Genomic DNA, 13060 nt, shown 5'->3' with positions numbered 1-13060 from the left:
CGCATGTCCAACCTGATCACCGACTGGCGCGACCGCCCGACCCATCGCCGGGTCTGGGCCCTCGCCGCCCCCATGATCCTCTCCAACATTTCCGTGCCGCTGGTGGCGCTGGTCGACAGCACCGTCATCGGTCACCTGCCCCACGCCCATCAGCTGGGCGCGGTGGCGGTGGGCGCCAGCCTTTACACCTTTCTGGCCTGGGCCATGGGATTTCTGCGCATGGGCACCACCGGGTTCGCTGCGCAGGCCGCCGGGCGCAGCGACGGTGCGGCCTTGCGGCAGATTCTGCTCCAGGGCCTGTTGCTGGCGATGGGGCTGGCGCTGCTGCTCGGAACCCTGGGCGTACCGCTGAGCGGGATAGCGCTGCACCTCATGCAACCGTCGGCGGAACTGGATCAACTGACTCGCGACTTCTTTCACACCCGGCTGTTCGGGCTGCCGGCGGCGCTGGCCAGTTATGCGCTGGTCGGCTGGTTCCTCGGCACCCAGAACGCCCGGGCGCCGCTGGCGATTCTGCTGAGCACCAACCTGATCAACATCGTGCTCAACCTGTGGTTCGTGATCGGCCTGGACTGGGGCGTGGTCGGTTCGGCCCGGGCATCGGTGATCGCCGAATGGAGCGGCGCCCTGCTCGGCCTGTGGATGACTCGCAAGGCACTGCGCGCCTATCCCGGACACATCGCCTGGGCGGCCCTGAAAGTCTGGCAGAGCTGGCGCCCGCTGTTGGCGGTCAACCGCGACATTTTCATTCGCAGCCTGGCCCTGCAATCGGTGTTTTTCCTGATCACCGTACAGGGCGCTCGACTGGGCGATGCCACGGTCGCGGCCAACGCGCTGTTGCTCAACGGCCTGCTGCTGACCGCCCACGCGCTGGACGGTCTGGCCCATGCCGTCGAAGCCTTGTGCGGCCACGCCATCGGCGCCCGTGATCGTCTGGCCCTGCGCCGTTCGCTGGTGGTTGCCGGCGGTTGGTCGTTGCTGGCGAGCCTGGGCTTTGCGGCACTGTTTCTGTTGGCCGGCCACTTGTTCATCGAAATGCAGACCGACATCCAGAGCGTGCGCGACACCGCGTTCATCTACCTGCCCTACCTGGCCGTCCTGCCATTGATCGCGGTCTGGAGCTACTTGCTCGACGGTCTGTTCATCGGTGCCACCCGCGCCCGGGAAATGCGCAACGGCATGCTGGCGACCGTGATCCTGCTGCTGCCGGTCGCCTGGGCGCTGCAAGGTCTGGGCAATCACGGTCTGTGGATTTCATTCCTGCTGTTCATGGTACTGCGCAGCCTGACGCTCGGAGGACTGGCGTGGTGGCTGCGGCGCACCGATGGCTGGTTCAACGGTGCCGCTCACTGAAGCGGCACCTCACGTCGGATCATTCAGCCAGCGCCGCCGCATCAGCTCGAGCCGCTCCCGTGGGGACAATCCTTGCGGCAGCGGTGTCAGTTCGGCACGCGGATGCTGCAAACGCAGCCACAACCAATCGTCCAGCAGCGTCTGCTCGCTGAATCCCAGTTCCAGGCCTTGCTCCTGAAAGGAAGACATCAACCGATAGTCGTTCCCTGTCGCCTGACTCCAGCGCCAGACATGCTGATCCAGCAGGCAACGGTACAGGCGTTCGCGCTGTCGGCGGGTCAGACTTTGCTCGATCCGCAGCGGCTCCACGGCCAGCCCCGGATTGCGCAGTTGCTGCCAGCCCTGGCTGCCGCCGGCCAGATCGGCCCAGGTCCCGCCGAACCAGCGCAGCCATCCGATCGGCCCGAGCCAGCAGCTCAATTGTCGGGCGTCGCAGGCATCGAAAAAGTAACTGGCAGTCTGCCGATTGTAGAAATTGAGCAGCGCCCGGTGATTCAGGCCGACGGACACGGTCAGCATCCGCTGCAAGTGTTCGCGCAATACCTGTGCCGAGGCCTCGCTGCCCAGCAGCAACCCTTGCCAGGTCAGCGGATCGGCATGGCAGAGCGCTGACAGCGCCGGAGTGTCACGCAGATCGATCAGCCAAGGGCCTTGTTCACTGACCGGCTGAAACTCCGTACCGTCAAACAGCCTCAGGCTGTGCACACCGGCAAATCCCCGGCGTAACGTCTGCACGGCCTGCGGCGCCTGTGCGATGTCCAGCAACAACCATTGAGCGTGCTGTCCGGGGGCCGCGACGCTCATCTTCCGTCGCTCGTTTTGAGCCCGGCGACCAATCGACAGCTGCACAGTGACGCCGCGCAATGGCGATAACTGCCGCCGCCCGGTATCAGGCACAACAACAATAACGGCTCGGACGCTTTCAGCCATTGAGGCAGGCCCGCGCTCGCCAGACGCTCGGGCAGTGGTGACGGTGCATCATCCTCGATGGCTTCGGTGAGTGCCGGAACCTGCAAGACGCCGCTGATAACGGGCTGCTCAGGGTCACCTTCCAGAAAGCTCACCACCACCTCCACCCCGTCCTTCAATGATGCCATCGGCGTATCGGCCAATGCCGGAGCCAGCGGCAGCCAGCAGTGGCTTGGGCGGGCCCCTTCCCCCTGGTAGAGCCAGTCGAACTGAACGGCCACCGGCCGCACGGCATCCGGTTGCGCCTCATCGACCGAGACCACCCAGGCACGTTGCGGGCTGCACATGCGCGCCCCGCGGTATTCCCCGGATGATCGGGGCATCGGCAACTGCTCAGCGGCAAAAATCCGGTTGCTGTACGGCGGCTCGAGGGACTGATCGGCCCGATGCTCGATTCGGCTCACCAGCCAGTGCGCATTCGCATCTGCCAGGGGCTGGCCGGAAATCGTCACCCAGTGACCACTGCGCAGGGTTGGCGAACCGGAGTGCCCCTGCGCCGTGCGTGTCCGCTGCGAGCCTTCTGCGTGCATGCGGGCGTATTCGCCCACTTGCCAGTGGTTCATTGTCGGGAACGGCTCCCCATCCTCGCCATCGAATCGCAGGTTCCCGGCACGTGGCAGTCGAGCCGGATCATCCCCGAACACCAGGCAATGCCCCCTGACCCCATGTTCGAAGTGATAGTGAATGCGTGCCTGCCCGCACAACCGCTGCACCAGTTGCAGATCCGATTCGCCGTACTGGGTGCAGAATGTCCGGGGTGGATATGCGTGTTGCAGGTCGAATCGGCGCCCGGTGCCGCTGATGCCATGTTCCCTGAGTACCTGATCAAGAATCTGCGGCACCGAGCGGTCGCTGAAGATGCGCTGACTGTAGCGCAGGCCCAGACAACTCAACCGCGGCCCCAGCCGCGCCCGGCACAACCGGGCACCGTGCCCGTGTTCATGCTGGACCAGACTGTGCAACTGCCCGTGCACACCATTGCCGGAAGGGCCGAAAAACAGGCGCGCCGAACGATACATCAGGCCGGCAAGGTCCTGGTGGGGATCATCGACCAGCACGTCGATCTCAAACGCAAAAGGCTCGCTGATGGCTTCGCAACCCGTGAATGCCAGGACTTCAAGCGAGTCGGACAGGCCCGCTACATCGAGACGAAACGACGGCTCGTCGGCTGGATCGAACATGGGGGGATTCTCTACAGGGGGGCGGGCGGGGATTCTCGCCGAGACCCATGGCCGAGTAGAGGGCCGAACTACAAATTCGGAAATGACCTACGCGAAAAGCAGACGACGTCACTTTGCTCGCCTGGAAACAAGCCGTTTCGCGAAGAGAAAAAGAAGCGTCTCACCTGTTGTCTGAAACGTCCGCGGTGAGCGGAACAATTTCAGACAACCAGATGAAAGCGGAACCTGGCCTCAGGAAGACAGGTAGGAGGAGCGGGTCAGACCCAGGCGCAACGCATCGAGGAACTGGGTGCGCTCGCTGGCGCTGATGCGGGCACTGGCGCACTTGTCGCGGTAGTGGGTCATCAGCTCTTCCGGCGACAGGTGCACGTAACGCAGCATGTCTTCGATGGTGTCGTGGGTTTCAATACCGGCGTGGTACACGCTGCCGTCGGCGTTCTGGTAGATGTTCACCGAGTCGGTGTCACCGAACAGGTTGTGCATGTCGCCGAGGATTTCCTGATAGGCGCCGACCAGGAACACGCCCAGCAGGTAGTCTTCACCTTCGTTCAGTGCGTGCACCGGCAGGCTGGTCTCGATGCTCTGCTCATCGACGTACTGATTGATCTTGCCGTCGGAGTCGCAGGTCAGGTCTTGCAGAACGGCACGACGCAGCGGCTCTTCGTCGAGACGGTGCAGCGGGATGATCGGCAGCACCTGATCGATTGCCCAGGTGTCCGGCAGGCTCTGGAATACCGAGAAGTTGCAGATGTACTTGTCGGCCAGCTTGTCGTTGAGTTCGTCCAGCACCTGACGGTGCGAACGCTGACGGGCCTTCAGCGAGTTGTGAAGGCGACGGCACACGGCGAAGTAGCACTGCTCAGCCAGGGCTTTTTCGGCCAGGGTCAGCTTGCCGTCGGCATACTGGGCGGCCACGTCGCTCATGTAGTGGGTGGCGCGCCAGTAGGTTTCGGTGACCATTTCGATGTCGGTCGGGCCGAGCAGGTCAACCAGCCACTGCACGGTTTCCGGCAGCGCTTCCTTGTTCTCGATCTGCGGCACGTCGTCGTTGTGCTTCTCGACGTCGGTCACCTGCACCACCAGCATGGCGTGGTGCGCGGTCAGCGAGCGGCCACTTTCGGAGAAGATGTGCGGATGCGGCAGGGCCTGCGCGTCGCAGAATTCCTTGAGCATGCCGACCACGACACCGGCGTAGTCGTCCATGTCGTAGTTGATCGAGCTGGCGTTGCGCGAGTGGGTACCGTCGTAGTCGACGCCCAGACCGCCGCCGACGTCGATGTGATCGACCGGCAGACCGAGGTTGCGCAGCTCGCCGTAGTAACGGATCGCTTCCTTGAAGCCGTGCTGATAGTCAGCGAGGTTGGCGATCTGCGAACCCATGTGGAAGTGCAGCAGACGAATGCCCTGATCCAGACCCGCCGCGCGGAAGCGCTCGACCACCGACAGCAGTTGCGCCGCCGACAGACCGAACTTGGATTTCTCGCCACCGGTGTCCGCCCACTTCGACGATGCCAGGGACGACAGACGCACGCGCAGGCCGACCTGCGGCTTGACCTTCAGCGAGGCGGCTTCTTCAATCACCAGACCGACTTCGGATTCTTTCTCGATCACGATGAACACGTTGTGGCCGAGTTTCTGGCCCATCAGCGCCAGACGGATGAACTCGCGGTCCTTGTAACCGTTGCAGACGATGGTGCCGCCCTTCGGCGCCAGTGCCAGTACCGCCAGCAGCTCAGGCTTGGAGCCGGCTTCCAGGCCGATGGAAACGTTCTGGGTGGCGATGATGTTCTCGATCACCGCTTCCTGCTGGTTGACCTTGATCGGGTACAGCGCGGTGTATTTGCTCTGGTATTCCAGACGCTCGATGTTCGCATCGAAAGCGCCGGTCAGCTGACGGACGCGGTCTTGCAGGATGTCGGGGAACCGCACCAGCAGCGGCAGGGACAAGCCACTCTTGCGCAACTGGTCGACTTGTTCGAACAGATCGATAGGCGAGCTGCTCGGGCCGTTCGGACGAACTTCGACGCGACCGGCGTCATTGATCGCGAAATACCCGGCCCCCCAATGGCGAATCCCGTAAACACTGCGGCTGTCCGCAACTGTCCATTGGCTGCCATCGTCTTTGCGTGTGCGTCGTACGGACATCGAAGTCCCCTATAAAGAAGTCATAGTGCGTCGCCTGATCTCAGGCCGGCGCAGTCTAAAGAATGAAAATGACGGTTCGTCAGCGGGGCGGTAGACCGCGCTGACAGCGTTGAGTTTAGAAACCGGTCATGAACAGGCTCTGTGAAAACCATGGAAACGACGTCAGGCCCAGGAACTCTGGAGCTGAATCAAGCCGCCGGTGGGTTTCACAGAGGCTGCTAGCCGCCGGACTTCTTCGCCTTGAAACCGTGCTTGACCAACTCGGCCAGAAGCAGCTCGACATGGTCGCCCTGAATCTCGATGATCCCGTCTTTCAACGCACCGCCGGTGCCGCAACGTTTCTTCAACGTTGTCGCCAGCTCCTTGAGTGCGTCTTCGGCCAAGGGCACGCCGGTGATGGTGGTCACCGTCTTGCCGCCACGGCCCTTGCTCTCGCGGCGCACGCGGGCAATGCCGTCGCCGGCCGGGATCACGGTTTGCTTGCAGATACAGGCGTCCACCGGCTTGCTGCATTCCGGGCAATGACGACCTGCGTCGGTGGAAAATACCAGGCCGCCCAGGGCGGCGAAGGATGCGGCTTTTTTGGCCACCGGCAATCCTCTCGGGAGGACAAAGACTGATCGCAGCCTTGGGCAAGGCTATCGACCGCGAAGCCCCACTCAGGCAGGGGCAGCGCTACTGTGCCATGAGCTCCTGAAAGCGGGCCGGCACAGCTTGAAAAGGTCGCGCAGTGTAACGGCAAAAACGCCGATTGCTAAGTGCCAATCGGCGCCAATTTATGTGTTCTTTGCGACGTCGCTTTGCTGAGCCTTCAGATAGCGTTTCAGCGCGGCCAGAGAGTCCGGGCAATAAGGCTTTTGCTGGATTTCCAGCATGACCTGTTCGACCGGAATGAAGCGCGCTTCGAGCACTTCTTCAGGCTGCAGAATCAACGGCCCGTCCCACACCGCCGAAAACGCCGAACACCACAGGCGATTGCCGGTGTCTTCGAAGTAGAAATGGTCGTGGGCTGTCAGCTCGACGCCGCTCACGCCCAGTTCTTCTTCCAGCTCACGGGCCGCCGACTCGGCGTAGGTCTCGTTCGCCTGCACCATGCCGCCCGCCGCCACGTCCCAGTAACCGGGATAGATGGCTTTGCTCAGGGTGCGCCGATGCACGCAGAGTTCACCGGCAGAGTTGAACAGCATGATGTAGGTGCCACGGCCGATCAGCCCGCGCTCGCGCAGGTCGGAACGCACCAGGGCACCGAGCAGGTTGTCCTGCTCATCGACCCAGGCGATCTGTTCGGCATCCGAGGCGGCGCGGTGGGCCGCCTCTTTGGCGTTCTCGTCCATGACTCAGCCCTGATTGAGCAGTTGACGCAAATCGATCACGGCGGCGTTGGCCCGGGAAATATAGTTGGCCATGACCAGCGAGTGGTTGGCCAGCACACCAAAGCCGCTGCCATTGAGGATCATCGGACTCCAGACCGGTTCCTGAGACGCCTCCAGCTCGCGAATGATCTGACGCACGCTGACGGTCGCGTTCTTCTTCGCCAGCACGTCGGCGAAATCGACCTCAATCGCGCGCAGCAGGTGCGACAGTGCCCAGGCCTGACCACGGGCTTCGTAGAACACGTTGTCGATCTGCATCCACGGCGTCTCGACGACTTCCTCGTCGACCTGCGGCACTTCACCCACCGCCGGCACTTCGGTTTTCAGCGCGGTGTTGAGCTTGACCCGGCCGACACTGGCCGACAGGCGTTGCGACAGCGAACCGAGGCGGGTGCCGACATCGCCCAGCCAGTTGTTCAGGTTGTCGGCGCGGGCATAGAACAGCGCGTTTTTCTGGGTCGGGTCGGACAGGCGCGCCTGATAACGGCTCAGGGAATTAATGCCTTCCTGATATTCCGACTCGCTGGACGGCAGGATCCAGCTCTTGTTGTCGAAGTTGAAGCGCGGCTCGGCCTTGGCCAGATCGGCATCTTCAGCCGATTGCGACTGCGAGCGGGCGAAATCCTTGCGCAGGGCACGGGTCAGGTCGCGCACCTGCACCAGTACGCCGTATTCCCAGCTCGGCATGTTGTCCATCCACAGGCCCGGCGGAAAACGGTCGTTGGAAATGTAACCGCCCGGCTTGTCGAGCAACGTGCCGGCAACGGTTTTCAGGGTTTCGACGGTGGTGTAGCCGACCACCATCTGCTTCCCTTCCTTCTCTGCGGCAACCTGAGCGTTCTGCGCCACGGGAAACAGCGCCGGCTCCTGACTCCAGTACCAGCCCAGGCCGATGGTCACCAACAGGTAAATGGCGACCAGCGTGGCCAGCGCCCGGCTGAACAACAGCCCGCCAACATAGCTGCGGGCGGCCGACTTGGGCTCGGCGGCACGTTCAGGCGCGCTGCCCGCGCGGTTCTTCCAGTCCAGCATGGCGATATCCTTTCAATCTTGGGTTCAACGGTTCGACCACAACCATACAACAACGTGCCTCGACCCGGCACCCGCGATTGGGCATCGAATTGAAACAACCGGACACCGCCGGTGGGCGAAAGGATAGACGCACGCTTCAGATGTTGAAGATCCTCATTGATATCTGCCGGACATCGTCCGCCGTAAATAGATGTGCAATGCCCAAAGTGTCGGTACGGCGCTGGGTGGGAACTCCGTCAACCGTTGCAATGTACGGCTGCAGTGCCAGCGGCTCGCCTGTCATGCTGTCGACCAGGCGAAAGATCCGCGGGGTTCGGGTCGGCTGGGGCGGAGGATTGTTCATCAGATCCAGCACCGCCTGATCGAAGACTCCCGCGCCGACCGGCCTGTCGCCAACCTCTGCGTCGACCATGAGCAACAGCCATTCCCCCTGTTCGACCCGCTCCAGCACCTCGCTGTCCAGATCGATCGCAAGGCCGGCCCGCAACTGATCCAGACCTTCGAGCGGTTGCCGGTCAAGCAACACTTTGCACACCCGCTCCAGAGCCTGATCCACCGCATAAACCTGCCGGTGCTCGAGCCGGGTAACCTGCGAACGATGAACCAGTCTCACGCCTGCCCCTCGCTCTGCCACTCATCGGAGCCCATCGTCCGGCTGATCTCGTGCCGCCAGTAGATGCGTCGGTAGCTGAACTGGACCTTTTCCCGTTGCGTCAGGTGAGAAACGCCCGGGTCCTGACAATCCGGCATAAAGACCTCGGTGCTGACGATCTGCGCGTCCTCCAGTTCAATCGTATAGAAATGCTCCTGAATGCCATGGGCCGATGTGCGATACATCTCCACACAACACTTGCTCAGCAGCTCACCCGAACACATTGCCATCTGGATCAGCGGCGACGACTTGTCGATGACTTTGGTAATGACCAGAGGTTTGTGTATCCGCCGCCCGGCACCCGATCCCTTGGGCAGGAGAATGCCATGACTGAAGGCCTGAACCATGATCTTGTCTTCACGCCCGCTCTGGTAGCTGTTGCCCACCGACGGTTCGGTGAAGGCGCCGGCGCTGATCAAGCCCTGACGGCTGCCGTAGATTGTCATGAAAGCGGGGGTTGGCATGGTATTGCTCCTTGTTTGGGTTGGGGCGGGGGAAAGGGGTGGGGTTCTTCGTAGAGATCTTCAATTTCGTCAAAGGGTATCCAGGGCTCGGCGAGCTCGAGAGTAATGAGGTATCGCTCTTGGTCGGGATGCCGAGAGTCTCGGAACCGTCCAAGGATCAACATCGCCTGATACTTGTCGCCGGCCTGCCAAAATGAACGTCCGGCGACCACACTGTCTCTGAGATAGGCTCGCCACTCTGGTGTGTCCGCCATCGTCGGATCACTTCGCGTCCCGACTGGCCTCCAACCGTTTGCGCACCATTGGGCTTGCAGATCGAGAACGACCTTCAAGGCATCATCGATCAACAGGGGCTCGACCTGAGGAGACATGCGGATATCACCGACCAGGTGGCCCTCGAACGTGAACGTAAAGAACCGCGCCGGCGGAGTTTCGAATCCGTACTGCGGATCGACAAATCGCAGGCGCGCATCTGTCCTGGAAGCGCCACCCCAGACGGGACTGCCAATATGGCCCCATATAGCGAGGGGGGCAGTCGAATGGTCACGCATGTACTCATAGGTTCCGCCTATGGACATGGCGATCACGGCGTCGCCCCACAAAGGCCGTGTCAACTGACGTGCGGCGGCCACTGCCAGAACACCACAAAGCATCAGCCATGCCCAACAACGCCATCTGGACAGACAGGATCGCAAGCGCATCAAGCGTCCGCCCTGGCAGCGATTTCTCGGATGGATTGCGCGAGTGCGTCCCTGTTGCTGTCATTGAGCATCTGGTGAAAACGGGCTGCCGCCCGCAGGACAAACTCCATTCGCTGATCGATATCGGACAAGTCCGCCAGCGGGTTGCGGCCAAAATCGATGGTGCGGTCGTCATCGACTCGCTGACATTGACTGGCGAGGGTCAACTCGATGGCCTGCGCCACACCGGAAGGGAGGCCGGTCACGTAGGAAAAATGATTGCCACGCAACAACGTCACCAAATGGCGATTTTCGTAGATGCTCGGCTGGAGAATGTTTCGTTGTTCGTGCCAAGCCAGCTGATTCACACTTTCGGCAATATTCCCCGCATCTATCGCCTCGAATCCATTCAAGATTTCTTGAAACGCCTCACCGAAAGGAAGCGCTTTCCCCCCTATGGGCCAAAGCACCGGAAACCTTGCGTGCCCATAGATCGTTCTCCGTGTTTTCAGACACTTCTTCAACTCCTCCCACCCACGCACCGCATAAAACCGATGCAGCGGATAAACATCCAGAAACAGCGTGGTATTGCCCATCGCCATCATGTCGTACACGTGCCGGAACTGTTGCTGCACCAATGACAACTCTTCACCCGGAGGGCGGAAATCCAGCGAGGGAACAGGATTGCGCGCCCTCGCCTCTTGATACTCGGCCCAGGTCTCGGCCTGTCCGGGCATTTTGTCGGGCGTCAGCAATCCGGACTCACGGCGCCCGTCCCGCACCCGCTGCCTTGCCTCATGCTCCTGACGAATCAGCTCGATACTGTCCGCCGCATGCAGCAACCCACAGCCCACCTGCTTGGACGCGAACGCCGCCAGCCCTGCCCACTGGAACCGCGCGTCATGCAGCCACAGTCGGGCATACGCCGCGTTGATCGCGCGATTACGCTGCACAGGATCGGCGATCAGGACACCATCAGGGGCGACGATGTTCTCGGCCTCGCGCTGACAGGCGCGCCAAAGACACTGGCACGTCAACACCGGCACTTCTGTCACCCTCATCCGTTCGCCATACAACATCTCTTCATTGCATTCACAGTCGGCAACGGGCGTGATGTTGTGATTCAGGCGCTGGGCATCGCTGGGAAGTTCGTTGAAACACCGGGTCATGTTCGGGCAAATGTCTCATAGGGGTTTCCCTGACCCTATCAGCCAAAAAACCTCTCGAGTCCGGCTTGGGGAAAAATCAGAAACCCCTGACAGGCGAAGACTTTGCGATGCGAAGAAACTTCCTCAAAAGCGTGGGAAAACATCCTGAAGCGCCCTGCCCATGGGCACTTGACCGACGAACAAGTCCGAAATGAAACCAGTCAGTCAGAAACTGAATGGTGACGCACAGCAGATTATTGACGTACGACACTCATGTAAGGGAAAAGAGGTGCTAGCATAGAGCCACCAGTCGATCTCAGCATGCAGCCTAACTAGTAGTCAGGATATGACCGAGCCAGAAGACCCCAGCCGTGAGCGCCTCAAGCACCACTTTGCCCAGCGGGTAATTCATCAGGCACGTCAGATTCTTGAGATATGGCAGCGCCTGCAACGCAGTGAGTGGTCCACTGCCGATCTCGCCGAACTGAGCGAGGCCAATCTGCGCCTGCTGCGTTTTGCCGAGCGCTTCGAACAGCCCGAACACACGCAGCTGGCCCGCCACATCAGCCAGTCGCTGGAAGCGGTGGACGCCAATCGCGGACGCCTGAGCAGCGGCCTGATCACCGATCTCAACCGTTTGATGCAGCGCTTGTCGCGCACCGGCCTGCGCCATGGCGATCAGCTCGATCAGACCTTCCTGCCGCCCCTGCGCAAACCGATCTACGTGATGCTGCAGGATCACGACCGTGCCGAGCGGCTGGCCAAGCAGCTGGAGTTTTTCGGCCTGAGCGCCCAGGCGCTGGACAGCGTGTCGGCGTTTCGCTCCTCGATGGTCGAGCGCCTGCCGGCCGCGATTGTCATGGACGTGGATTTCAGCGGCGCCGGCGTCGGCCTGAAACTCGCCGCCGAAGCCCAGCAAGGTCTCGAAGAACCGCTGCCGCTGCTGTTCTTCAGCCTGCACGAAACCGACACTCCGACCCGCCTTGCGGCGGTGCGCGCCGGTGGCCAGGAATTCCTCACCGGCACCCTCGAAGCCTCGAGCCTGCTGGAGAAGATCGAAGTCCTGACCTGCGTCGCCCAGTACGAACCCTATAAAGTGCTGATCATCGACGACTCCCGCGCCCAGGCCCTGCACACCGAACGCCTGCTCAACAGCGCCGGGATCGTCACCCGCACCCTGATCGAACCGATTCAGGCGATGGCCGAGCTGGCGGACTTCCAGCCGGACCTGATCATCCTCGACATGTACATGCCGGCCTGTACCGGCACCGAGCTGGCCAAGGTCATCCGCCACAACGACCGCTACGTCAGCGTGCCGATCATTTACCTGTCGGCCGAAGACGATCTGGACAAACAGCTCGACGCCATGAGCGAAGGTGGCGACGACTTCCTGACCAAGCCGATCAAGCCGCGCCACCTGATCACCACTGTGCGCAACCGCGCCGCCCGCGCGCGCAACCTGAAAGCACGGATGGTCCGCGACAGCCTCACCGGCCTGTACAACCACACGCACATTCTGCAATTGCTCGAAGACTGCTCGTTCCGCGCCCGCCGCGAGAACAAGCCGCTGAGCTTTGCCATGCTCGACATCGACCACTTCAAACGGGTCAACGACAGTCACGGTCACCCTATGGGCGACCGGGTCATCAAGAGCCTGGCGCTGTTCCTCAAGCAGCGTCTGCGCAAGACCGATTTCATCGGTCGTTACGGCGGCGAGGAGTTCGCCATCGTCATGCCCGACACCGATATAGAAGCAGCGCACAAAGTGCTCGACGAAATCCGCCAGCGCTTTGCCGAGATTCACTATCCGGCCCAACCGCAGGATCTGTGGTGCACCTTCAGCGCCGGCGTGGTGGAGATGCACGACGACTCCGACAGCCTGATGATGGCCAGCCAGGCTGACGAGGCGCTGTACCGTGCCAAGGGCGAAGGACGCAATCGGGTGCAGACCGCGCGCGACTCAAAGCAAAGTGCCACTTTTTCATCGGATTCGACCCAATCGGTCATAACCCTGTAACAGAACCGCAATAAATTCAGGCGCTTACCATTCTGCCGTTGGTAGC

The 13060-nt window shown here is 61.6% G+C and carries 11 protein-coding genes; 2 read left to right on the top strand and 9 right to left on the bottom strand.

Annotated elements, in window-relative coordinates:
• Nucleotides 1–3 precede the first annotated feature (3 nt).
• Nucleotides 4–1353 (top strand): MATE family efflux transporter, encoded by a 1350-nt coding sequence (locus tag KJY40_RS04250; RefSeq protein ID WP_230735169.1) that lies wholly within the window; start codon nucleotides 4–6, stop codon nucleotides 1351–1353.
• A 9-nt stretch (nucleotides 1354–1362) separates the two neighbouring features.
• On the opposite strand, the gene KJY40_RS04245 is transcribed toward KJY40_RS04250, so the two are convergent.
• The 9 genes from KJY40_RS04245 to KJY40_RS04200 form a co-directional block, all read right to left on the bottom strand.
• On the bottom strand, nucleotides 1363–2157 hold the full coding sequence (locus KJY40_RS04245) for a DUF4123 domain-containing protein (RefSeq protein WP_230735167.1): 795 nt from the start codon (nucleotides 2155–2157) through the stop codon (nucleotides 1363–1365).
• Complete coding sequence (locus KJY40_RS04240; RefSeq protein ID WP_230735166.1) at nucleotides 2154–3503, bottom strand: type VI secretion system Vgr family protein; 1350 nt, start codon at nucleotides 3501–3503, stop codon at nucleotides 2154–2156. The genes KJY40_RS04245 and KJY40_RS04240 overlap by 4 nt, the downstream gene beginning before the upstream one ends.
• A gap of 231 nt (nucleotides 3504–3734) precedes the next feature.
• The gene (speA, locus tag KJY40_RS04235) at nucleotides 3735–5648 is read right to left on the bottom strand and encodes an arginine decarboxylase (RefSeq protein ID WP_011332271.1); all 1914 of its coding nucleotides are present in this window, start codon (nucleotides 5646–5648) and stop codon (nucleotides 3735–3737) included.
• A 218-nt stretch (nucleotides 5649–5866) separates the two neighbouring features.
• The gene (locus KJY40_RS04230) at nucleotides 5867–6238 is read right to left on the bottom strand and encodes a translation initiation factor Sui1 (protein ID WP_007951016.1); all 372 of its coding nucleotides are present in this window, start codon (nucleotides 6236–6238) and stop codon (nucleotides 5867–5869) included.
• A 186-nt stretch (nucleotides 6239–6424) separates the two neighbouring features.
• A complete protein-coding gene (locus KJY40_RS04225; protein WP_230735164.1) occupies nucleotides 6425–6982 on the bottom strand; it encodes an NUDIX hydrolase in 558 nt (185 codons plus the stop codon).
• Between the two features lie 3 nt (nucleotides 6983–6985).
• Nucleotides 6986–8053: a DUF2333 family protein gene (locus KJY40_RS04220; RefSeq protein ID WP_085684934.1), complete on the bottom strand. Its 1068-nt coding sequence runs from the start codon at nucleotides 8051–8053 to the stop codon at nucleotides 6986–6988.
• Between the two features lie 136 nt (nucleotides 8054–8189).
• Nucleotides 8190–8666 (bottom strand): hypothetical protein, encoded by a 477-nt coding sequence (locus KJY40_RS04215; RefSeq protein ID WP_230735162.1) that lies wholly within the window; start codon nucleotides 8664–8666, stop codon nucleotides 8190–8192.
• The gene (locus KJY40_RS04210; RefSeq protein ID WP_230735160.1) at nucleotides 8663–9169 is read right to left on the bottom strand and encodes an Hcp family type VI secretion system effector; all 507 of its coding nucleotides are present in this window, start codon (nucleotides 9167–9169) and stop codon (nucleotides 8663–8665) included. Before KJY40_RS04210 ends, KJY40_RS04215 begins: the two co-directional genes overlap by 4 nt.
• Before the next feature lie 700 nt (nucleotides 9170–9869).
• Nucleotides 9870–11018: a DUF2515 family protein gene (locus KJY40_RS04200; protein ID WP_230735156.1), complete on the bottom strand. Its 1149-nt coding sequence runs from the start codon at nucleotides 11016–11018 to the stop codon at nucleotides 9870–9872.
• Nucleotides 11019–11343: 325 nt separating this feature from the next.
• Here KJY40_RS04200 and gcbA point away from each other — a divergent pair, with 325 nt between their 5' ends.
• Nucleotides 11344–13014 carry a diguanylate cyclase GcbA gene (gcbA, locus tag KJY40_RS04195; RefSeq protein WP_085609200.1) on the top strand — a complete coding sequence of 557 codons (1671 nt, stop codon included), beginning with the start codon at nucleotides 11344–11346 and terminating at the stop codon, nucleotides 13012–13014.
• Nucleotides 13015–13060: the final 46 nt, after the last annotated feature.

Origin of the sequence: Pseudomonas fitomaticsae (assembly GCF_021018765.1) — a bacterium.
Classification (GTDB): domain Bacteria; phylum Pseudomonadota; class Gammaproteobacteria; order Pseudomonadales; family Pseudomonadaceae; genus Aquipseudomonas; species Aquipseudomonas fitomaticsae.
Note: the sequence above shows the minus strand (reverse complement) of the source record. Positions and strands in the feature narration are given on the sequence as shown.

What these genes read in the sequence shown, in the direction of transcription:
- KJY40_RS04200 (WP_230735156.1), bottom strand. Translation starts at nt 11,018, where the DNA reads ATGACCCGGTGTTTCAACGAACTTCCCAGCGATGCCCAGCGCCTGAAT.
- KJY40_RS04225 (WP_230735164.1), bottom strand. Translation starts at nt 6,982, where the DNA reads ATGGACGAGAACGCCAAAGAGGCGGCCCACCGCGCCGCCTCGGATGCC.
- KJY40_RS04245 (WP_230735167.1), bottom strand. Translation starts at nt 2,157, where the DNA reads ATGAGCGTCGCGGCCCCCGGACAGCACGCTCAATGGTTGTTGCTGGAC.
- KJY40_RS04240 (WP_230735166.1), bottom strand. Translation starts at nt 3,503, where the DNA reads ATGTTCGATCCAGCCGACGAGCCGTCGTTTCGTCTCGATGTAGCGGGC.
- KJY40_RS04210 (WP_230735160.1), bottom strand. Translation starts at nt 9,169, where the DNA reads ATGCCAACCCCCGCTTTCATGACAATCTACGGCAGCCGTCAGGGCTTG.
- speA (WP_011332271.1), bottom strand. Translation starts at nt 5,648, where the DNA reads ATGTCCGTACGACGCACACGCAAAGACGATGGCAGCCAATGGACAGTT.
- gcbA (WP_085609200.1), top strand. Translation starts at nt 11,344, where the DNA reads ATGACCGAGCCAGAAGACCCCAGCCGTGAGCGCCTCAAGCACCACTTT.
- KJY40_RS04250 (WP_230735169.1), top strand. Translation starts at nt 4, where the DNA reads ATGTCCAACCTGATCACCGACTGGCGCGACCGCCCGACCCATCGCCGG.
- KJY40_RS04220 (WP_085684934.1), bottom strand. Translation starts at nt 8,053, where the DNA reads ATGCTGGACTGGAAGAACCGCGCGGGCAGCGCGCCTGAACGTGCCGCC.